This window comes from Candidatus Methylacidiphilum fumarolicum (assembly GCF_949774925.1).
GTDB lineage: Bacteria > Verrucomicrobiota > Verrucomicrobiia > Methylacidiphilales > Methylacidiphilaceae > Methylacidiphilum > Methylacidiphilum fumarolicum.
In genome coordinates this window covers 2,081,949-2,104,220 of record NZ_OX458932.1, presented here as the reverse complement: position 1 = coordinate 2,104,220, position 22,272 = coordinate 2,081,949, and the positions used below count along the sequence as shown (strand labels likewise).

17 protein-coding genes, 1 tRNA gene and 1 pseudogene are annotated in these 22,272 nt (G+C 46.1%); 4 read left to right on the top strand and 15 right to left on the bottom strand.

Going from position 1 to position 22,272, the window contains the following annotated elements; all coding sequences use genetic code 11:
- Window positions 1-92 precede the first annotated feature (92 nt).
- Window positions 93-752 (top strand): hypothetical protein, encoded by a 660-nt coding sequence (locus QOL44_RS09580; RefSeq protein ID WP_009059531.1) that lies wholly within the window; start codon window positions 93-95, stop codon window positions 750-752.
- A 10-nt stretch (window positions 753-762) separates the two neighbouring features.
- Here the strand turns inward: QOL44_RS09580 and QOL44_RS09575 are convergent, their stop codons facing one another.
- Both QOL44_RS09575 and QOL44_RS09570 read right to left on the bottom strand, forming a co-directional pair.
- Window positions 763-1,509: a hypothetical protein gene (locus tag QOL44_RS09575; RefSeq protein WP_009059530.1), complete on the bottom strand. Its 747-nt coding sequence runs from the start codon at window positions 1,507-1,509 to the stop codon at window positions 763-765.
- The gene (locus tag QOL44_RS09570) at window positions 1,506-2,432 is read right to left on the bottom strand and encodes a glycosyltransferase family 2 protein (RefSeq protein ID WP_009059529.1); all 927 of its coding nucleotides are present in this window, start codon (window positions 2,430-2,432) and stop codon (window positions 1,506-1,508) included. Before QOL44_RS09570 ends, QOL44_RS09575 begins: the two co-directional genes overlap by 4 nt.
- 94 nt (window positions 2,433-2,526) lie before the next feature.
- On the opposite strand from QOL44_RS09570, the gene hemW reads away from it, so the two are divergent.
- Window positions 2,527-3,621, top strand: a complete 1,095-nt coding sequence (hemW, locus tag QOL44_RS09565; RefSeq protein WP_009059528.1) for a radical SAM family heme chaperone HemW — start codon at window positions 2,527-2,529, stop codon at window positions 3,619-3,621.
- 1 nt (window position 3,622) lies between these two features.
- Here the strand turns inward: hemW and QOL44_RS09560 are convergent, their stop codons facing one another.
- From QOL44_RS09560 to QOL44_RS09550, 3 genes are all read right to left on the bottom strand, one after another.
- Complete coding sequence (locus QOL44_RS09560; protein ID WP_009059527.1) at window positions 3,623-3,997, bottom strand: FtsB family cell division protein; 375 nt, start codon at window positions 3,995-3,997, stop codon at window positions 3,623-3,625.
- 20 nt (window positions 3,998-4,017) lie between these two features.
- Complete coding sequence (gene eno, locus QOL44_RS09555) at window positions 4,018-5,292, bottom strand: phosphopyruvate hydratase (protein ID WP_009059526.1); 1,275 nt, start codon at window positions 5,290-5,292, stop codon at window positions 4,018-4,020.
- 72 nt (window positions 5,293-5,364) lie between these two features.
- Complete coding sequence (locus tag QOL44_RS09550) at window positions 5,365-6,939, bottom strand: DHA2 family efflux MFS transporter permease subunit (RefSeq protein ID WP_009059525.1); 1,575 nt, start codon at window positions 6,937-6,939, stop codon at window positions 5,365-5,367.
- Between the two features lie 217 nt (window positions 6,940-7,156).
- On the opposite strand from QOL44_RS09550, the gene QOL44_RS09545 reads away from it, so the two are divergent.
- Entirely contained in the window at window positions 7,157-7,696 is a 540-nt protein-coding gene (locus QOL44_RS09545) for a SixA phosphatase family protein (protein WP_009059523.1), read from the top strand.
- A 508-nt stretch (window positions 7,697-8,204) separates the two neighbouring features.
- Here QOL44_RS09545 and QOL44_RS11375 read toward each other — a convergent pair.
- The 10 genes and pseudogenes from QOL44_RS11375 to QOL44_RS09500 all read right to left on the bottom strand — a co-directional run bounded on the left by QOL44_RS11375 (window position 8,205) and on the right by QOL44_RS09500 (window position 21,158).
- A complete protein-coding gene (locus tag QOL44_RS11375; RefSeq protein ID WP_045086487.1) occupies window positions 8,205-8,480 on the bottom strand; it encodes a Druantia anti-phage system protein DruA in 276 nt (91 codons plus the stop codon).
- A gap of 142 nt (window positions 8,481-8,622) precedes the next feature.
- Window positions 8,623-9,369: pseudogene (locus tag QOL44_RS11370) on the bottom strand (SAM-dependent methyltransferase).
- A gap of 166 nt (window positions 9,370-9,535) precedes the next feature.
- Window positions 9,536-11,779 carry an ATP-binding protein gene (locus tag QOL44_RS09530; RefSeq protein WP_009059516.1) on the bottom strand — a complete coding sequence of 748 codons (2,244 nt, stop codon included), beginning with the start codon at window positions 11,777-11,779 and terminating at the stop codon, window positions 9,536-9,538.
- The gene (locus tag QOL44_RS09525; RefSeq protein ID WP_009059514.1) at window positions 11,776-13,188 is read right to left on the bottom strand and encodes an SIR2 family protein; all 1,413 of its coding nucleotides are present in this window, start codon (window positions 13,186-13,188) and stop codon (window positions 11,776-11,778) included. Before QOL44_RS09525 ends, QOL44_RS09530 begins: the two co-directional genes overlap by 4 nt.
- Window positions 13,189-13,210: 22 nt before the next feature.
- Complete coding sequence (locus QOL44_RS09520; RefSeq protein WP_009059512.1) at window positions 13,211-15,355, bottom strand: ATP-binding protein; 2,145 nt, start codon at window positions 15,353-15,355, stop codon at window positions 13,211-13,213.
- Window positions 15,352-16,515, bottom strand: a complete 1,164-nt coding sequence (locus QOL44_RS09515) for a hypothetical protein (RefSeq protein ID WP_009059511.1) — start codon at window positions 16,513-16,515, stop codon at window positions 15,352-15,354. The genes QOL44_RS09520 and QOL44_RS09515 overlap by 4 nt, the downstream gene beginning before the upstream one ends.
- A 2-nt stretch (window positions 16,516-16,517) precedes the next feature.
- Window positions 16,518-17,759 carry a DNA methyltransferase gene (locus tag QOL44_RS09510; protein ID WP_009059509.1) on the bottom strand — a complete coding sequence of 414 codons (1,242 nt, stop codon included), beginning with the start codon at window positions 17,757-17,759 and terminating at the stop codon, window positions 16,518-16,520.
- Window positions 17,752-18,501 carry an HNH endonuclease signature motif containing protein gene (locus QOL44_RS09505; RefSeq protein ID WP_009059507.1) on the bottom strand — a complete coding sequence of 250 codons (750 nt, stop codon included), beginning with the start codon at window positions 18,499-18,501 and terminating at the stop codon, window positions 17,752-17,754. Before QOL44_RS09505 ends, QOL44_RS09510 begins: the two co-directional genes overlap by 8 nt.
- Window positions 18,498-18,989, bottom strand: coding sequence for a helix-turn-helix domain-containing protein (locus tag QOL44_RS11365; protein WP_045086488.1), 492 nt, complete (start codon window positions 18,987-18,989; stop codon window positions 18,498-18,500). The genes QOL44_RS09505 and QOL44_RS11365 overlap by 4 nt, the downstream gene beginning before the upstream one ends.
- Before the next feature lie 2,094 nt (window positions 18,990-21,083).
- A tRNA-Asn gene (locus QOL44_RS09500) sits at window positions 21,084-21,158 on the bottom strand.
- A 235-nt stretch (window positions 21,159-21,393) separates the two neighbouring features.
- Between QOL44_RS09500 and QOL44_RS09495 the strand changes: the two genes are divergently transcribed.
- Window positions 21,394-22,167 (top strand): TlyA family RNA methyltransferase, encoded by a 774-nt coding sequence (locus QOL44_RS09495; RefSeq protein ID WP_009059210.1) that lies wholly within the window; start codon window positions 21,394-21,396, stop codon window positions 22,165-22,167.
- Window positions 22,168-22,272: the final 105 nt, after the last annotated feature.

Here is a 22,272-nt window from a genome sequence, read left to right as displayed (position 1 = left end):
GGAAAAAGGGCGATGAACAAAAGTAAGTTTTTTCTTTTTGTTTCCCTTTTAAAAATAAGTTTATTTCACAAGAAATGTAAAAAAAAATAACAATGGGAAGGATCCTCATTACTGAAAATTCACCAATTCAATCAAGACAGCTACAAATTGCTTCTCAAAAAGCAAATGAGCTCTCACGGCTGCACTTGACCATGAGGACTTATCATTGGTTTGCAAGAGTTTTAAAAAAACATATTCACCAATTTTCTTCTGGTCTTTTATTAGGTGATTCGGATGGATATTTAGGTAGATTTCTTTATTCTGATAAATCGCTTCGGGAAAAGATCGACATTACTGGAATTGATAGCACGCCTCGTCCTATAAAATGGCCACTTCCTTGGAAATGGGTTCAAACGGATATTCTCGAATTCGAAGTTTGGGACAGATACTCTTTTATTATAGCCAATTGGTTCTTTTATGCTTTTGATGAATCGAAAATACAGAGGATTAGCGAAAAAATACAAAATAGCAATGCATTTCTCTTAGTATTTTCGGAGCCTTACCGCTCTTATTTCCAGAGGTTTGAACTTTGGGTTTTTCATAAAATTGGATTGGTTCGAGCGGCTTATCCAGTAGTTTGCCGTGCGGTTCAAGCGGGTTTTTGTGATCAAGAGTTCATTCAGGCATTACATCTAGAAAGCTCCCAGTGGCAGATATTCACTAGTTCTCCTTTGCTTCTTTCCCAAAGAGTCGTTGCTAAACGTCTTTTATAAATTTTTCCATTTAGTTAGATTCTCCTCTGGGAGCCCATTGGAGAACTAGCGATCGGTTTTGGGCATCTTTATGATAGGCTCTGGTATTTTTCCCAAAAAGGAGTGGGTCAAGAGCTGAACCGATATCTAAATAGGTATTATTTGGAGAAATTTCCCAAAGAGCATGGATCAATATCTTGCCTAAAGGGCCTGCTGCAATAAGAAATAGGGAATGGTCTGATCTTGTTGCCATCCAATCTAGTTGAGCTAAAATTTTGTTTTTGTTTTTGTCCCAAAAGCGGATGCAGTTGCCATAGATTGGCAGAATTTCTTTTGCTCCTGTGACATTCTGGATTAATTGGGGGTTCAATTTGGAGTTTCCTATAAAAAAGATTTCATAAGGCCAATTTTTGATTCGTGGATGGAATTCTTTGAGAAAAAGATCATGATTTGCATTAGCAAAAAGTGCGGCAAAAGTGATTTGAGAAAGAGGAACTTGGATATAACGCAAAACGGTTTTATGCATCTCTGGACTTGTGTCCCAAGATGGTACTCCATAAAAGAATCTAGGATCGGTTGCTTGGAGAGATTTTCTTAAATCAGCTCTGAAAGATAGATTCTTTGTGGGATTATATTCCCATTCTCCTTTGCAACCAACTTTCTGATTAGATAAAATGAGAGCTTCTCCATCATTATACCGACTAAAAGCAAAAGCTTTTTTGGCATCGAAAAGGGAAAGCAGAACGAAAAAATCTTTCTTAAAGTCCTGAGTCATCATGGTTGTCTTTGTTGGTTGAATCGATGGAAAAGATGGGCAAAAGCCTGAGAACGAATTGCCTTGTATTTGCAGATTTTTTCATGAAGTCGGCTTTTTGGCAAGAGAGAGCTTCCAAAAAAGAAGAGGAGAAAGAGTTGCCAATTGCTTTTAATCAGCTGAGAAAAGGCGATTAGATTGATGGCTTTTTGAGGATAGTGCTTTTTGTAGAAAATATATTCGGCTTGTAGTTTTCTGTCCCATAGAAGTTTGTAAGAAAGGTTCTCGCTGCTATGCCCTCCAACATGATACGCTTGAATTTGGGGGCTGTAGGCAAGACTAAACCCAAGCTTACGGATGCGCAAACAAATATCTTGATCCTCTCCATAAAGGAAATAGTCTTCGTCAAAACCGCCAATTTGATCGAGTATCTCCTTACGGATGGCTAGGCAGGCTCCAAGCAATGCAGCAATATTCCCAGGATATTTTGGGATAGATCCAAGTGTCCATTTTTGATTGGGATATTGCAAACTGGTAGTCGACTGAATCTTCCCATCAGGATAATATAACGAGGGGCCAATGGCTCCAACCGTTTTTGATTCATCGAATAAAGCAGCTAGTTTTCCTAAGAAATAAGGATTTTTAATCACAACATCAGGATTAAGAAATAAAACAAATCGGCCTTTCGCTTGGGAGAGAGGTTTGTTGGCGGCTTTAGCAAAACCCTCATTACTGGGATTCTCGATAAAAAAAATCTTAGTGGACAACGCTTCAAGGATTGCTTTTGTGCCGTCTGTTGAATTATTGTCAACGACAAAGATTTCAATACGCACGCCTCTTTGGCAGAATAAAGCCTCAAGACAATTTTTTATAACTTTTTGACTCTGAAAAGTAACAATAATAACTGACCAGTCGATCGACTCTTCGATCTTGCTGTTTGCCATCATGAGATTAAGAGGAGTTTTGCACTTTTAATCCACGTTCTCTGAAGATAGTGTATTTTATCTTATCGAACCAAAGCCTGATTATTGTAGCATTTTTATGCGCATTGAACATCTTTATTTCCATTTCCCTTTCTGTGCCATTATTTGTCCTTATTGTGGATTTTACGTAACAATAGGGAAAAGAAAAGACATAGCACTTTTGACAGAAGCTCTAATTAGGGAGGTAGAAATTTTAAAAGACTATTATTCTTTGGATCCAAAAACGGTATATATAGGAGGGGGCACCCCCTCTTTAGCCAAATCAGAAGAAATCAAACAGCTTCTCTCTATTCTTCGTAAGGAAAACCTTCAAGAGCTAACGATTGAAGCCAATCCAAGGACGATTACAGAGCAAAAAGCAGCCGAATGGAAAGAAGTTGGTGTTAACCGAGTGAGCGTAGGAGCCCAATCAATGAACGAACAAGACCTGTTGATTCTTGGTAGAAGACATAAGCCTAAGGATGTGGTCGACTCGGTTTATCTTCTTAGAAAAGCGGGGATTGAAAATATCAATTTGGATTTTATCTTTGGCATTCCAGGGCAGGATCTACAATCTTTAAAACAATCTTTACAAATGGCTCTGGATTTAGCTCCCAAGCATATTTCCCTTTATTGTTTAACCTACGAGGAAAACACGCCATTTTTCAAAGCCTTACAAGAAGGGAAATTTCGTCGTGATGAACAAAAAGAGATTGAAATGATGTATGAAGCTTCTGATTTATTAACCAAGCATGGTTTTATCCATTATGAGATTTCCAACTTTGCTCTCCCTGGATATAAATCCCTTCACAATCAAGCTTACTGGCAAGGCAAAGATTATTTAGGTATTGGTCCTAGCGCCTGTTCAACAGTAGGAACCAAAAGATGGAAAAATGTTGCTGATCACTCCCTTTATGTCAAAGCGGTAAAGGAAGGGCAGCTTGCCATAGCCGAGATGGAGTCATTGGATGGAGAATCTAAGAACAAGGAAAAAATCTTTTTGGGCCTTCGAACCAATCAAGGAGTGGCTTTAAGCTATTTTGGCCAAAAAGAAAGGGAAGTCATTCAGTGGCTTGTCTTTGAAGGGCTAGGAAGGATAGTAGGAGAACGGTTTGTGCTGACGCGGCGTGGTTTGCTTGTCGCTGACAGTATTGCTTTATATTTTATGAACTAGTTTAGGGTTTCTTTTCTACTGGTTCTTTATTTTCCCGTTTGTTAACACTTTTTTTATTCAACGGAACATAGCCATAAGGATAAAATCGGAATATAATTTCACCTGGTTTTCCCATGTTCAAACGGTCACGAGCGATCCGTTCAATAAAACTTGGATCATGCTTCAGAAGATGTAGCTTGCAACTTAATTCTTTATTTTTTAATTCAGCCTCCGCGTATTCTTTGGCAAGAAGCTCTTTTTTCTTTTCTAACTGGTCAATTTTGCGAATAATCGGTATAAAGATACTTAAGAGGAGCGCAAACAAGCCCAAAAAAATAAGGAGCTTCGTCGATTGGATAAAATAGATCCAAAAATTCAGAGATTTGAATTTAATCACTTTATAGCCTCTCCAATAAGCTAAATTCCATAAATAGCACTTTCTCCTAACTCTTCTTCAATTCGAAGCAGTTGGTTGTATTTACATAACCGATCTGACCGACAAAAAGATCCTGTTTTAATTTGCCCGGCATTTAAGGCAACTGAAAGATCGGCGATGAAAGGATCTTCACTTTCTCCGGATCGATGACTGACCATGACTTTGTATCCATGCCTTTTAGCCGTTTCTACTGTATGAAAAGTTTCTGTCAGGGTTCCCACCTGATTTACTTTGATAAGAATAGCATTGGCCACTTTTTCTTTAATTCCTTGCTCAAGAAATTCCTTGTTGGTAACAAACAGATCGTCTCCGACCAGCTGAAGGGAAGTTCCAAGCTGTTGGGTAAGCTGTTTCCAGCCATCCCAATCGCTTTCAGCCATCCCATCTTCGATTGACACAAGAGGATACTTTTTAGCAAGCTCTCGGTACAGTTCAATAAGATGCGAAGCTGGCAACTTTATATGTTGAGACTTTTTGAATACGTAAATTTTGGAGCTTTCTTCAAAAAGTTCGGTTGCCGCAGCATCCATGGCATAAAAAACATCTTTTCCTGGAATATATCCAGCCCTTTCTGTTGCTTCGATAAGTAAATCGAAAGCTTGATCAGCAGATGAAATAACTGGGGCAAATCCTCCTTCATCTCCTATGCCTGTTCCCAATTTTTTGTCTTGGAGGAGAGTTTTTAAGGTATGAAAAATTTCTACTCCATACCTGAGTCCTTCTTTGAATGAGGGAGCGCCTTTAGGCACGATCATAAATTCTTGAAAATCAAGAGGCGCATCCGAATGAACGCCACCATTGATAACATTGGCAAAAGGAATGGGAAGAGTGATGGCTTGTGAGCCTCCAAGATGCCTATACAGTGGAATGCCTTCGGCCATGGCTGCTGCCCGTGCCACACAAAGAGAAACTGCTAAAATGGCATTGGCTCCTAAGACAGATTTGTTTTTCGAGCCATCCAGATCAATCAATATCCGATCAATTTCCGCTTGGTTAGCTGCATCTTTTCCTATTAGCTCCGGAGCTATTGTTTTTGTTATATTCCTAATGGCTTTAGAAACTTCTTTGCCCCCATACCGTTCCTTGTTACCATCTCTTAATTCCAGGGCCTCGTTACTCCCTGTACTTGCTCCAGAGGGAACAATCGCTCTAGCCTTGATTCCACTTTCTAAATGAATTTCAGCTTCTACTGTAGGATTTCCCCTTGAGTCAAGGACTTGTCTTGCGAGTACTTTGCGTATGAATGTGTTAGCCATCCTATTCCTTAGCAAAGCAGAAAAATAAAACCAATCAAGAAAATATCGATAGAGTTTTTGGAGTTCAATTTGTTAATGCATAGCTATAGGCCCAGTTTTTTTTGAATCTTTGGCCAGAAGAAAAGCCAAAGGAATGGAAAAGACACAGATCCAGCCCATTACCTGAAAAATCTCCATGTAGGCAAGAAGGTTTGCCTGATTGGTTAGAGTAGAATACAAAACTTTTAGGGCTTGGGAAGCACCTTGAACGGAACCATTGTGCATGGCTAGATAGCTTTCGATCCCTGAAAACCTTGATAAATAATTGAGATTGTCTGGTGTGTAATACCCAACCAGGATAATTTGATGGGCTTGAGCAAGTCTTTGGATAAAGGTTTGAACCATAGAGGTACCTATGCTGCCTCCAATATTTCGAAAAAGGTTGAATAGGCCAGTAGCCGCTCCAATCTGTTCTTGCTTGAGCGTAATAACAGCTGCTGTCGTCAGCGGGATAAATACGAAAGGAGCACCAATCCCATTGATGATGTTTGGAATGATGATATTTAGCTTGGCTATTTCAAGATTAAAAAAACCGATTTGAAAAGAAGATATAGCCAGGAATATAAATCCAAGAGCCACAATAAGCCTGCCGCTTATTAGCCCAAGCAATCTGCCAGCTATCATAGCTCCTGCTACAGCACCTATGCCTCTAGGACTAATTGCTAAGCCACTCTGATAAGCAGTATAGGAAATGAGGGTTTGCAAAAAAAGAGGTAAACCCGACAGCGTGGCATAGAGGACTACCCCAACGATGAATACTTCAAAGACGGCCACAGTAAAATTTTTGTCTTTAAAAATTCTTAAATCGACAAGCGGATTAGGCGTTTTGAGCTCACGAAAAATAAAACAAATCATTCCAAAAAGAGATAGTCCCCCCATCCATCTTAACCAGATGGCATCAAACCAATTGTCTTCTTGCCCCTTGTCAAGAAGGACTTGAAGACAGCCAAGCCAAAGACAAAGAAAAGAAAAACCGAGGATATCTAATTTTTTTTCTGAATTCCTTCTTAAGTATGGAGGATCTTCTACCGTAAAATAAGAAGCTATAATTGCAAATATTCCCACCGGTAAATTAATAAAAAAACACCACCTCCAATTGAGATTATCTGTTAACCAGCCTCCAAACACTGGGCCTAAAATAGGAGCAACCACTACCCCAAGAGCGAATAGGCCCATAGCTTGGCCTCTTTTTTCCGGAGGGAAACTCTCTAGCAATATTGCTTGAGAAATGGGCTGAAGCCCTCCCCCACCAGCTCCTTGCAGGACTCTAGCAAAAATTAAGGCTCCAAGGTTAGGAGCCCCACCACACATAACCGAACTGATTGTGAAAAGTGAAATGCAGGCCAGAAGCAGTCTTTTCCTTCCGAAAGTCCTGCCAAGCCAGTCTGTCATTGGCAAAACAACAGCATTGGAAACAAGATAGCTCGTAAGAACCCAAGTGGCTTGAGAATTGCTGGCAGAAAGTCCACCTGCTATATAAGGAAGAGCAACATTGAGGATAGTGGTGTCCAGGACTTCCATAAATGTAGCAAGCATCACCGAAAGAGCGATTATCCAAGGATTATGTCGAGGCTTCCAGGGAATTTCTGGTGTAGGCTGACTATCCATAGAAAGGAAAATAAAACAAAGAACCGGTTAGAGGGAAAGTATAAAAGTATAGATAGTCTTTTCTCTAAGGCAGAAATGGTATGCTACTCCTTAATATGTGTTAATGGATAGAGCGGTTCTCCCCAGCAAAGAAAAGAAATATTAGAAAAAAGCTCCCAAAAGAAAAAACTTTCAAAAGGTCAATAAAAAAATTATCATTTATGCTAGTTAATGTGGTATGGAACTAGTGCTTATACAAAATGCAGAAGCGATTCCAAAAGAACTGGATCCAGACCGTCCCCTAGCTGCTAGAGGCAGGGAAGTAGCCTTGCAGGTTGGTAAGTTTTTGAAATTCGCTGGCATTAGTCCTAAAAAAATTTTCCATTCACCAAAGGATAGAAGCAGACAGACAGCTGAAATTGTTGCAAAAGCTCTCTCAAGGCAAATCAAGTTACAGCTTTTAAAAGGCCTTTTACCTGGAGATTCAATTTCTGATCTGCTCAAAGAAATAAAAAAAATTGAAGAAGATTCCATTATTGTTGGGCATGAACCTACCCTTTCAAAACTCGCTGTCAGGCTTCTAGTAAAAAGTAAGGTTTCACCTTTTTTTCAAATGGAACCGGCTAGTTGTTTGTGGTTATATTATAACGAGGAAGAAAAAGGGTGGTATCTCAAGGGGTTTATAAGAAGTCAATCACTCTTTGCTCCAGAAAAAAGACTCAACAGTAAGAATAAAATATCTCAAAATCCTTTATCTCTAGATATTCAATCGATCTAGCGTAGCGTTTGTTCATTTGGAGAGCCGCAGTAGAAAGGATTTTTAGGAGAGAAAGGGATCTTTCTGACCGGTATTCATGTCAATCGATCAGGTTGGTAGCAGTTTCGGCCACTATATATTTTGAAGCGATGCACCCATGACCTATAGTTTATAAATTTTTTCCCTTTAACGGGCATATTTAATTGCATCCAACTTCCTTTGTTTTAGCAATTTAAGCATCTTCTTATTCCCTCTTCATCACCGCATTGCTCGTGGAGCATGTATTCGACGCTACAATAGTCAAGCCAAGTCTGGCGACTTACTTGCGAATATGCTGAAATTGAAGAGAAGATTTTCGCATGCCTCACTAATCAATGATCCACTGACTTTGTATTTGTATTTAGTGTAAAACATTTCATAATTCCTTGTTGCCTATAAAACATTCTTGTCAGCTCTCTGCCCATCAGAAATGAAGATAATGGATGGTCCAAGTACATAAACTTCCATAAATAAGCCACCGTAATATGATTCAGGTAGTATACGTTGTTTTCATCGTCCAATCAATCCAACGGTCTTGCGCTTGTATTGAGTAAACTGGGTCTCCTAAGCTAAATAAGCCAATCAGCTTACTATTGTTCTTGCCGAACACGAGAAACCGAATCCTTCTACCATATCCTGAGGAAACCGGAATACTCCAGTAGAGACAGGCGTAACGAAAAAGCAGCTCATACTCCGATTTCGGTTTCACGACAATGTCTTTGGGCGTATTACGCTTTGGACCACCTTGTTTCCATTGGCGATGCAACCCTTTTCATAACCGTTCTTTTTCTTCTGCCTTTAACTGAAATTCTTCAATATCTACTGGTTATCAAAGTCCAGGCCGTTCCCTGTGAGGTGGAAGCAGCATCAGGATATATTTCCCCATCTTCGCTGGATGCCACAACTCATCACCGCGTCATCAGAGCGAACACGCCCCATCCCAGGTACTCACGTGTGTAAGTTGCGTAGCGCACGGGTTCCTAGGTCAGTTGGGCTAGAACCTCTTTTGCCAATTCGTCGTCAGGATTGGCTTCAAGCCATCGGCGCATGATGAGCCATTTGGCCGCCTCGTATCTGTCCCAGCCATCATGGTCAGCCAGAACCATTTCGACAACGACGTAGCCGAAGCGGCCGAAATACGCAAGCAGTTCCGGAAGCATGAGAAAATCGGAGATCGCGTGGGCAAGACAACCCTTGGCAACATCTTTCATCGGCGGTATCTGCCATCAGTAGGGTTTACCGATGAGGATGATCCCTCCGGTGCGCAGGCTCCGCGCCAGAAACTCGATTATGCCGACCGCTCTTCTTTCGATCTACGTGGCGCCGACGCAGGCCGCCACATCGACCTTTTGGTCGGCAACGTGGCCGGTAGCATCGCCATGGATAAACTCGACTCGATCGGAGACACCGAGTTATTCAGCACGGCCCTTCGCTTGCTTGTTGAACAACCGGCTCATGTCGATGCCGGTGCCGATGACGTTGTGGTCACGCGCCCAAGCGCACAGCATTTCTCCCGAACCGCTGCCGAGGTCGAGCACCCGGGCCTTAGATTCCAGGCGCAGCGCCGCATCGAGAATGGCGAGCTTCTCGGATGTGATCGGGTTGTGGATACGGTGAGCGCTTTCGGTGATGTTGAAGATCCGTGGAATATCCATTTCCGGGTAATCTCCCTATGGGTCTGAAAAGATTTGGTTAGGGCCTGACGAGAAGATGCACGATTTTCTGGCTTCCTGAGGATCGCACCTTCCCTGGTCCGCCGGCATGCGGATCAGCCCTAGGTGATCCGGTTGGTGATGGTGAACGTGGGATGAAAGCTTTTGGTCATTCCGTCTCACCTCCATGCTCAGGCGCACCACCATGAGGCTGATTAGCAGGAGCTGGGCAACCGGGTTGCTTACCCTCCCACCTTTCACATATGGATTCAAAATCAGGGTGCTTCTCCTCTTGGGTCCAGCTACGATAGAATTTTGGGTTCTTGCTTTTTGGAACAGGACTGGCTTCTCGCATTTCCACCAACGCGGGAGCCTGAACACACTCTCCCAATACCAAGGCGCTTCGTGGGGCAAGAGCTGGAAGTTGATCGAGAAGCTGGCCGTATATGCCGGGCACAATTTCCCGGAAATAGCGCAGATCTTCAGGATTCTGCAGACGATGAACGATGAAGCTATTGCACTGCGAGAGAACCGTTTTGGATAATTCACTTGGGCGTTGGGAAGCTACAACCAATCCCAACCCATACTTTCTACCTTCTCGGGCGATGCGCTCGAAAACAAGTTTCGAAATGGAGTCTTCCTCCGTTTTTCTGCCCTCGCGGATATAGTTTTGGGCCTCATCAAGAACAAGAACGACCGGGTATTCCCCGCGGCCTACCCCACTCACCGGATCGCTCAGTCGTTGCAAGAACTCATGAATAAGGCGTCCAATAAGTGCGGTCACATTTTCAAGAACTTCGGAGGCGAGGAGGCTAAGATCAATGATAACAACATTAGACCGAGTCGAACCACGTCGTTGCCTGTCATAGAAAGGTAGTAACCCTTCCGGGCACACTTCTGTACCAGTGAGTTCTGTTTTACTCGAGCACTCAGCACCCAGAATGTCCCGCATGAAAGTAGCAAGAGAGTGCATGACCGATGGCCATTCCGAGCATATGGGTCCGAACAAAAACTCGAATCGCGAGTCCTCCAGTAGCCGATAAATGCGCATTATCATCGTGGAGCAATTATCCCGAGCCTGCAAAGAGCTTACTTCGTCACGAGTCATGGCATGCTCAAGATTTCGGTAGCGAAATGCGCTTTTACTAAAAAACCTCGGGCAATCTGCCGACGCCGTGCTAAGTACAGTGCTATTTTCTGGAGGTTGTAATAACTTACCCAACAACGGGTTGATGGCATTCTCAATACGCCATCGTTTATTCACATCGATGACTGCATAGGCTTCATATTGCTGCCCTTTGGTTCGGATTCCTCCCCGTGCAATATCTCGTATTTGCTCGAAACATGTTTTTATACTATCGGCCGTAATATCTGGGTAATGTTGAGATAACAGGCGCAGATGATCAACGATGGCAGGCTCTTCGATGTGGATAATAAGCCCATCACATAACTGCCTGATTGACTGCGCATTTTTGGTTTCAGTACCATAACAGAGCCTAAGTATCCGTCTGCACTCCATAATTATGTCCTGGCGAACATGGAGCCAGTTCTCGGTACCTTCCTCAGAGTCACGAGCAGACGACAAAGCGTTAAGCAAGACTGGCCGCTGAACGCCAGGAGATGCCCTGAACAAACGGACGAAGTCCTCAGAATCCATGAACCAGTAGGGGATAACGAGCTTCTCTTTTTCCGTAGAATCGGTAGGTATATAGAGCGCCTTGAATGCTGCGTCCGCGTCAGCCCATGCCTTGTCCTCATTTTGCTTTTGGAATGATGTGCGGTACTCACCATTGGTATCGAGGATTATGAATCGCGTTTGCTTTACCGATGCCTGTTTGATAATCGACTGAATGATAGTGGCAATCGTGCAGGACTTGCCAGAGCCAGTGCTGCCGATAATAGCGGCATGTTTCCCGAAGAATGCGTCTGGATTGATTTTGATGTCGTAATCCTGGAAGATCGCGGATCGACCAATTGGAATGCAGAAACCCGGTTCATCTGATGGAACATCATCTTGCAGGGAAGACTTACCGAATATCGCATCGAGGTCCTTTCGCGTCGTGATAAGAACTGGCGAATCAAGGACCGGAAACAAATTGATGCCCTGTCGGAATCTACCCTCGTCAATAGTACCGATCATCGTTGCCTTCATCAACCTTCGGGATGAAGGCAATATCACCATTGTCTTATCGGCTTTCAGTTCACTTTCCTCTGTCAATAGAACACGTGTGACCATAGCGACAATACGTCGCGTACCGACAGGAATTATGATGTAAGAGTTGATACGCCCGACTTCTAGCGTACCCTCATAGGTGGATCGGGTCAGGGCTTTCAGGTCGTGGTTCAATTCAACCGTCACCTGAGCGGTGTCGACTGCGACGACTCGGCCAATTTCATGGTCACTTGTCATCATTTTCCTTTTTCCTCTTCCGCACCTTCCGCTTTTCGACCGGAAAACGACGATAGCTCCTTGAAGGTTTTCATTACTTTGGCATCGATTTCCTCTTCTCTTAGGTCAGGCAGAAGCTTCGTAACAAAACCTTCGAATGTCCCTAACTCTCCGCCCTTGACAATCCAGACGCGTTCATCTTCGAGCTTCTCCAGTTTCCTAACGAAATCGTTCTTCGGATCAGGGTCCATCACGACGAGCGTAAAGCTCGGAATGGCAAGCGCCTGTCGGATCAATGCATTGATGTGATCATCCCCAAAGCCATAACCGATCACAAACAGGGCTGATTGTGGTTGTGCTATTGCATTTCCAAATCTACGGAACAGTTCGGAATACGGCAAACCCAGCGCTTGTCCGTACTTTAAGGGTGTGGGGTAGATCAACACATCGTCTGTACAGCAGTCCTGATTATAGAATGTTGCATACACTCCGAATGGATTTTCCCAATCCGGCTCGCAGCGATGCCAAGTAATTGAGCCATGAAGCTTATAAAGATGAAGGGCCCGATCAAATCGATGAACCCGTCCTTCAGTGGTCTGTGCGGGAAAATAAAAATCTATGTCGTAAGACTCTGGCCTGAAAACACGCCGAAGTGTTCCCACGAATCCATCGACAAGCACTGCTCCTTCGGCATCTCCGGCTTGTTCAATCAGGGTGTCATAGTTGAGTGTAAAGAGATTTGCACGTCGCAGGTTTAACGGTCGAGTAAGGACCTTCTTAATGAATTTTCTATGATGCTGAAGTGGCTCATCCAAGCCAGACTTTGGCAGGTTTAGGAGAATCGTCAAAGAGCCAGTTATCTCTTTGATCAAACGACTCAAATCGCTCTTAGCGATTGACAATTCAGAGCTGCCTGTCAGTTTCAATATCTCGGTCACATCGAGCATTCCGGCATGCCATGTTTGCAATTGGCTGAGATAGGCTTCAAGGTTCACACCAATTGCGGGAATGTTCTTCTCTTCGTTCGACTGGAAAAGTTGGGAGCGGGTGACGTACGAGAAGTCTTCTCGGGACAGGACTGAAGCAATCATATAGAAAAGCTCTATCCAGGCGGGAGCTTCTTTCCCTTTTTGCTCGCCCTTCGCTTTGTCGATGAGTGCCTTCTCGAGCGACTTCGGTATATTTGCAAGAGACACACCTCCAGCAGATAGGGAGGCACCGGCTCCGAGCAGGAATGAGAGGTTGTCGGTTTTTATTATTGTGCCAAACCGGACGCGCATTTCCTTGAGGAGCTCATCGAGAGATTTCCGAGCCTTCTCTTGGTTCTCGGCGTTTTCAGAATCAGCGCTCAAAATGCCATGTAGGTGCCGCTCTATGATGTCCTCTTTCCCGATGCGTATCTGATAATCGGACAAGCGGAAAGTCGCGTTCATCGTTTTTCCTCTTTTCCTGTGATTATCGGCTTCCTTCTTGAATCACCACAATCCATGTTGTGAATTCTGATCCGCTTTTTGAAGGCCGCTTTTCTGTAGTCCAGCCAATTCCCTGTTCTCCGAACAAAGCGGTCATCGCTTTGGGGACCAGTTGGTGTGCAATCGTGTCCCGATCCGACAACACGTCGGGAAGGAGTTTTTTTAACCGTTCTTTGACACCCCTCCACGGTAAGCCTTGTTGTGTCAGCCTGCTTATTAAAAAGCCCTTGTCGTTCTTGAATGCTTCAATCGTCGCTGCCTCGTAGATTGCCAGGGCATCTTGTTCCTCATCCGCCTCCGGTTCCTCGTGAAGAACCGAGGCCCCCATAGCCTGTGGGGTATGCGGCGTATCAACGACAGGCACTAAACGACGCGCAGATGCCAGCGCATTGCTAAATCGCTGACGAAGTCCCACAGCAGCGGTTTCACTCGCTGGTTGGTCATACTTCGGATCTCGCGCTTGGTATTGCCCCTCAAAGGACAACACACGAATAGGGATTGGATAACTCTTGCCGCCCACACTACTCCAGAACACGCCGTGACCAGGGATTGGCTCGTTCAAAAGAGATGACAGGATATCATCGCTGAAATGTGCATTTGCGCTCTTTACCGCTCGAAGATCACCGGCCGACAGAAGATGGAACGCAAACCAGTTATCCCCTTGGCTCAGGATTTCTCCTGATATTGATCCTGGTTGCTGCGTAATCAAGATAGCCCCCAAGTCATATTTACGTCCCTCTTTGACCCAGGATACGTAGGGTCCTTCGCCAGAGCTCCCTGAGCTGCCAAGGACAGCTTGCGCCTCTTCAACGACGGCGATGACCGGAATTGTTTCTGGCTTGGCCTTTGTAAACTCTTCCTGGTTGTGATCAAATATTCGTTGCAGGATAAGTCCAGATAGAACAAGCGCTGGCATACCCCGCATTTGAGATACGTCAATAACGCATATTCGACCCTCCCGTAGGGCTACAAGCAGCATATCCATCATCTGGCTGCTCGGGTCGTGCAGCATTCGAACAATTGTTGTCATGTTGGCCCGTGCCGCGACCATTTCAGCATCCTGGCTGTCCTCAAGCCTTATCAGTCGCCTGACTGTCTGCCCATCGGCACCATTCCCATCCCGATGGATCAGATCGACAAGTTGATGCCAATCGGCCTCATTCATACCCTTCAATTTTCGTACGTTCTGCTGATCCTGCTTTTCCGGTGGCAAAGCAATTGAAATCACATCACTTGGTCGTAACCTACGGATGTCTAAACGAATATCTCCGGCAACGAAAGATTGATAAAATGAACTGGGACCAGCCTTCGGCGTGAAGACAACCACTTTATCCAGCAATTCGGGCACGTCACAAAGCCCAGGGCGGTTCTTATCATCTGGCCAGAAATATTCGCCATCGGGATCGAAAATCACAGTTCCGACTGGTACTTGCTTGCCTCCACGTTTCTCTACCGTAGGCGTGTTTCGATAAAGATTGGCGAATAGAAGTTTCACGAGATTTGACTTACCAAAGCCCGCCCTTGCGAAAACAAGAGTTCGTCTTGCCACAAGGTCAAGAACGTGGAATTTCGGAATTACCAGCGGACTCTTAATCTGCATCCAGGGAGCACGGACAAGCCGTGAATCACCGGAAGCATAGATGAATTCGCCCAGTGCGAAATATCCTATCTCAGCGGCATCAACTATGTTGTGACCGGCTACTTCCCGTAGGACCTCATCGGTCAGAAAGGCCACTTTGCTCCCGACGTGCGGCAGACGGCGGTGGGAGGCCGCAAAGACGAGATCGCCGTTGACGACTCTCACCACACCCAGCACTCGCATGTTCACTCGATACTTGAGGTACTGTTCACGGAGGTCTTCAGGTATCGGCCGCTCTTCTGAAACGGCTCGAATGCCATAGTCCTCGCCTGCCGAGGAAACGAGACGTCCTTGAGATGAGATTGACGTTATGCGACCGAGGACTGCTTCATCCTCGTCTTCTAGCTGAACAACGAGAAACTGACCATGCATAGGAGCGCGCTGAAACTCATTCTTGTAAGGCAGTACGAGATCGGCGTGAAACTCTAACCCCCCTTCACTGAAGCCTCTGAATATGCCAACTGTCGTTTCGCGTGAGAAGAGTTTCATTCATACCTCCGTGCCGAAACATCGCCTTGTAGACGCAAGGCCTCCAATGCGGGGATTTCCTTTTCGCTGAGTAAGCTGCGTACTGCTACAATGACCTCATCTTGAAGAATGTCGAGATCAAAATCTACGATTTCAGCGAATTCATGTGCTTTCTGGAGACATCGTGGATAAAAAGGAACAGGAAATCCGTGGATGGCATCTGCAAGCAGATATCCAAATACCTCATCCGCCTTTTGGGCCTGGCTGCTCAGTATATCGACCGTCCAGAGGGGATCGCCACTTCGCTCTCCGAACCGCACAAAGTACATGTCTCCAGCAACGAACTTGGAGGCCTCACCGGAACCATCTTCCACTTCAGCCCCACGGGCATACTCGGGCCATACATAAGCTTTCGCTTCCAATGTTCGCGGCACACTCACATAACGAGGCGCGCCATGTGGGAATATCCCTTCAAGGGCCATTGCCAAGCTGTAACGCGCCAAGACCTTGCTGTGTTTCGCGAGGCCGACGAGAAACACCTTCCGGCGAGTCTCTTGGCGTATTCTCTCTATTGATTCTTCTATTCGTTTTGTGAACTCGATGAAGAATTCTCCGCGAAAGAGCTTGCTGCGCAATAGACCGTCCCGAACCAACATCGTATCGGTGGCAAAGGTCCGGTAGCAGATTCGTTCATAAAGCGCAGCCCACTCGCAGAGGTCGCGATAGACAAGCACCCATGAGGGGGATATCTCGTCGGGAGACTCTCGCACCTTCTTTGAATCCGGAATCATGTGGCTGAGACGATTCAATGTGCGCGGCGTCACATTTAAATCTTCCATTACACGACCCAATGCCGTTCTCGGAGATCCATCGTCGTTAAACTGCGCGCGACTCAGGACATCGGTATCAGTTGTTGGTGTCACCGCGTCGAGACAGAGTTGCTCACCGTAAGAATCCACAACCCTCACAAGTTGAACATGAAATGGATCAAAAACGAGCTTGTTGTTTCCGCCATCGCTCGCCACCAGGGATACCGAAGTTGTGGACCTGGGTTTGATCGCTCTGACTTCAGCTGCAAGGGCGCGAATCTCCGAACGTAGGTCGTCTAGCAACCTTCTATCCCGAACGGTTGCGGCACGGATTGCAGCTTTTAGATTAGGGAGTTCATTCGGATCGAACATATTTATCCCTCGAGCCTGGCATATACATCGAATTCTCTTGTTGCAGCTTTCATCATGCGGCAAAATTGTTCGGACTGTCTCCTGCCGTTATTTGCCGATCCAGCATCGATCCATCGCCGAATGCGCCAGCCGGAATCTGCAAGATTCAAAGACATTTGTAGAATTTCCCGGGCGTCCACTGGAACGCTAGGCAGATAGCCAAAGCGAATGATAAGAATGGCGCCTGGAGAGCATCGTTTTGCAACCGATTTCCATACGTTAGACAATTCCTCGGTAAACCTATCAGCGGAATGAGAGATCTGACCTTCCTGTGAATAATCCACAGCATCAGCGCCTCCAAGAAACCAGTTGCGAAGCCATTGATCAGGGCGGTAGGTGCACATACCGAAATAAGGTGGAGATGTCACGACCCAGTTGAATCTGTAGGAAGCTGGAACCACCCTATCGGTATGCTGGGCATCGCCGAAGTAGACTGCTCCTTTGGAAGGCGGCGGAATAATCCTAAGAGAATATTCCGCCCGGCGCTTCACAGCATTCAGAACATCGACACGTGGCGGTTCTGTTTTATTGGTGCGCTGCCAGTAGCGAACGGCAGCATTGGGTTTTGTTGCGTATGTACGTGGCATCTGATTCGAAAGGTAAGTCGGAAGTCCGCGATTGCGCGGCCCGTGGAGTATGCCCAACAGCAGCGCACGCAACACAATCTCTTCAGCGGTCTTACAAGACTCCATCAGCCGTTCTCGCAGAATGCAAATCTCTTTCAATGTATCAGGATGATAGCAGAGGTTCCAGAAGTCACCTGCTGGCATCGAAATCGGCGAGGATTGGCTCGTAAGAATTGACCGAGCCGTTTCAACAACGGCATCCGATGTGGTCTGTGCCAATTTCGCTGCTGCTATCGCCGCCGCAATAGGGTTGCTGTCAATGCCAACGCAGCCGAGACCGAGAAGACGAGCGGCAAATAGGGTTGTCCCACGGCCGCAGAAGGGATCAAGAACCCACTCGTTCTTATCGGCATTGGTTAGACGGCGGAGCGGAAATTCCAGGGGGAACATGGTGTAATATGGGCACACTGTATTGAGACCAAGAATTGGCGATTGGGCATTTGTTGGCAATGTTCGACAGACGTTCTTAGGTGCGCAGTACTGGGAAAAGACAAGACGTCCGTAGACGCTGTCGGGAATCCGCAGCGCCCCTTTTGTCTCGCATTCCGCATGACATTGTATGTGACGCTCATTATTCATGCCTTAGTTGCTCCGCCTCGTATTCTTCAAATGAGCCGTAATTCGGAACGGATCGCGCACAGTTGTACCAGCCGTGATTAGTCTGGCCCACTCGGCCATTGATGTAGTCACAGAGCTCCTCAAAGCGTGAGACATGGATGAAGAATGTTTTTACCTTGAACTTGCGCTGAATGGTAAGTGAATTTCGGCATGGTTGAAAGGGCGCAAACTGCCATAGATAGCTAGCGTCGGCCTTACAATAATCGAAGTAGCGTTTGATCAGATAGTCGGTGTATCCCTTCTTGATGGCGTCCGCACCGATAGAATCCACCGGGTATTGCATTCGGGGTGACCGTTTGCGGCCAAAGGTCACGGTGTTGGCGATAATGCTGCCGCTGACACTCGCGGCATCCACATTAACCGACTGCCCGAGACTCTTTTCGTCCCGCCAGGGTGCCGCCTTGTGAAGCCAAAACAGTTCTACCTTCTTCGCATGGACATCCGCCGGCGAAATCTCCTCACACGTGATCTTGGTGTGGCAGTTCCTGCACACGACAATCAGATTCTCAATCTTAGTGTTCGAGGGGTCTTCGTCTATGTGATGAATCTCTAGCACGGCTACGTCAGCAACACCGCAGAATGGACAGCGATTGTCGGCTTCCTGATAAAGCTTCTTGCTCGCCAAAGATGAAACCGACTTGCGCTGTTTCGGGCGTTTAGCTGCCTGGTCCTCATGCTGGGGCTTATCTCTGCGTCCTTTCATAAGTTCTCCTGGTATGCGCGGTCAAGAAGGGTGTGCATGATGTTTTTCAACTCGTCGACCACGGAGTCTTGGTGTCGAATGGGTGCTGTGACTAGAGGCAAGGCTTCGAGAGCTTTATCTGTTCGTCTGAACGGCATGGCGATCCGGAAGTTCTGGCGCGTGGGGAACCATCCTTCGACCTGGGGATCACGCAAGTCAGGGTTGCCCTGGATGAACGACCGCGTTGTGTTGAAGAATCTGGCTATTTCCTCATTCCCGTCCCTTTTCCTTGAACATGCCATCGGTGTTGATCGATTCGTCAGGGTTTTCGAGGAGGGTTGGTTTTGGACGAAATTTGGAGTCATCTCTCGCTCATTGTTCTGGCGCACCCACTCTTCTATTTCGGATAGCTTGAAACGAAAGAGCCATCCCACGCAGTAAGCAGGGAGCCTTCGTTCATCGATCCATCTATAATCCGAGTTCTTGGCCACCCCAAAGTAGGCAGCCACGTCGTCGGCGCAAACCTAGCATTCTTCAGCAGCCATTTAAAATCCTCTCGTTAGTAATTAAAATCACTCCCCATGTATGCCAATTGTAATTTCATATGTATCCGCAATATTTCCGCTGTTTTTATCTTCAGATAATAGCACAGTGTATGCCAATTAATACATTCATGCGTATAGGCAAACGGTCCATTCCAGTCAAGAATAAATTGCTGGAATACCGAGAATTTGCGCATACATGGCTCCAGATGGAGACCAGTTAGTTACTGAGTTTCAGCGCTAGATTTCGCCGGTTAGCCCCTTGAAGCTCTTGGCCCAGCAATCTCGAACCGTATAGAGCAGAACCTGGATTCCGCACTCATTTGTCAGGATAGGGACCAGGAAGCACGGTAGAGGCAGGGACCGCCGGATTGCTCCGCTCCAGCCAGTCAATTGCCAGAAGGAATGTCTCGGGGTTACCGAAGGTAAGAATCCCCCCGTAAACAGGAGACCAGGGTGCGCCTTTGCCTTTCTTCATAACCCAGTCGGAGAGGGGGGTCGGGGTTGGACATGCAAGCCACGATGGAGGCTTGTGTTATTATATCGACGAGCGGATTAGTGGTCACGATAGCAAGGATATCCTCCTTCTGGGCCTCCAGAACCGGCGTTCCGGAGAAGTTCTCAAATAGTCAACCGTGGACTGTGGTGTCCTTCATCGCCACGACGGCTCGGCAAAAGTGGTCGTGGTTCTAGAAATCGCGCCTTAGAGTGCCTTAGATGAAGTATCTTAGTATACCGCGTGTGTTCGCATTCAAGGGCTCTTTTGGGTTCATTCCATGGTTCATGGGTTCCATTTAGGTGTCTGTCACTTTTCCTTCCCATTTCTCTCCTAGGCGATGAACTCGAAGGGTTCCTCCTAATACATGGCCAGGTCCTTGAACTGGAACACACCCAGGCTCATGGGCGGGACAGGAAGCTCTCTATTTCCTTGTTGTTCCGCCAATACCGCGTCAAGGTATGCTGGTTACGAAGCATAGAGGACGGCCTTGCGGTGGAAATGTCACTGCAGCTTCAATGGGTTGTCCCTCTTGAGAACAATGAGTTTTTTTGTATTGGTCCATCATGTTAGGACGGCGGTGATCTGCCTGCGGCAGCGCCGGAATCGAGCCTTGAACCGTCAATATCCATGGCACCATCCCTCTCGGCATTCGCAAGCAGGCGAAACTGAATCACGCTTGTCCACCTCTGCAAAGCATCGCATCTTCTAGCGCATGAACAGGTAGTCAGCGTGATGAATGGGATCCTTTTGGGTGCCTATCACCTAACCGGTGCGAATTTCTTGGATCGCGACCGGGTATGGTCGAGCAGAAGCGTGCCGTGGTTGTTTAAGCTGGCCACGAATCCGGCGAAGGCCTTATCCGTGGCGAGCCGCTCGACTGTAATAAAGCGCTCGAATAACCTGTGGCCACCGTCGATATTGAGCATGCTGCGCCGGTAGAATGGGTCTCGTGATTCTTGCTTAGCAGCGGTAGGCGGGGGAAGAGTCAGGCGAGGTGCTCCCGCTTTTCGGGGCGCCGCCGATTTTTCCCCGAAGATGACGCCCGCAAGCCCGCATATCTGGATTTCCCACCTTAGGAATTGACGACGAAACCTCCGGAAGACGCCTCGGCATACTCCTTCGGGTGCGAATCGAATCATTCGCGACGTCGACCTAGCCGAGCTCTCTGGTAATACGTGCGACGACTGGCTAGTGAGTCTGGACAGCTGTATTATAAAAGATTGTCAGGGAACGGACCACTTATCCGAGCAGGTCAAAATTCTACAGGAGGGCGCACGTCCACGGACTGGATGCCGGTTGTGGCCTTCATCTCCTTCCTGAGCTCCAGGGCTGCGTCCGTGTTGTGCCGGATGGTCTGCCTCGTTCCGAAGGCGCCTTTGCCGCTAGCGAAACCAATTTTGAGCGGCTCGAAGAAGGCATGCTTCCGCTGACATCCCGCTCGGGGTAGATGTGCGGGCGGTTGTAAGTGTGCGTGGCCACTTCTGAAACGATGAGACCCCGATGGGATCGCTCCACAAGGTCTTACGTTAAAAAGGAAACACTCAAGTTTAGCGGATTAAATTTGGCTCCGGAGGTAGGATTCGAACCTACGACCAAACGGTTAACAGCCGTCCGCTCTACCACTGAGCTACTCCGGAATTTTTATTTAAATTGTTTATGCTACTTTATTTTAATCCAAAAGGATTATGTTTAAACTGAAAATGATCGAAAACAAAAAATGTTTAATTTTCAAACGCATTCCATGAGTTTCTGTTCCAAAGCATGCTTTATATTTAAAATACTTCCTTATCTTTTTGTTTTAATGAGTTTTTTATTAAATTGATAAGTAGAGCAAGTTGCAATTTAAAATTACAAAAAAATTTTACATTGATAGTGAGAAAAGAAAGGCTTGATCAGCAGCTTGTGAGGAAAGGGATGGCATCCTCTAGGGAAGAGGCTAAGCGGCTTATTCTTGCAGGAAAAGTTTCAATCCTCGATAAGCCTGGAGCTAGACTTAAACCAAGCTCACTTCTTGATCCTGACCAACCCCTAAAAATCGAGCAAAGGGAAAAGTATGTCAGTAGAGGGGGATATAAACTGGAAGTCCTTTTTCATTCTTTTCATTTGCATGTGGAAGGGAAGATATGTTTGGATGTCGGATCTTCGACTGGTGGGTTTGTCGACTGCTTACTTCAGCATGGCGCTCGAACCGTTTATTGTGTTGATGTGGGAAAGGGGCTTTTGCATTGGAAAATAAGGTCTGATCCTCGAGTCAAAATAATGGAAGGGATGAATGCAAGATATCTGAAAAAAGAAGATTTTTCTAATCAACTTTTTGATGTAATAACCGTTGACGTTTCCTTTATCTCACTGAAATTGATCTTGCCTGCCCTATTTCCATTACTTACTCCCAATGGATTGGTTTGTGCTTTGATTAAACCTCAATTTGAAGCAGGGAAAAAGGAGGTTGGCAAGAAAGGAGTCATAAGGGATGAGGGCATTAGAAATCGAGTAATCAAAGATCTTGAGCTTTGGCTTACAGCTAATTTCCCTATGAAAACAGCGGCAGTCATTCCTTCCCCCATTTTAGGGCAGGAAGGAAATCAGGAATATTTGTGGGTGATTGAACAAAAAGACCCTTGTATTGACTTAAAGCCTCATCTGTAAGAAGTGAGTTCTTAGTGGCTTGAGCAGCTAGTGGATTGGTCGGAACTCTGACAAACGCAGAAAATCTTTATTGAAGGCACGGAGAAAATTCATCCGATTTAGCTG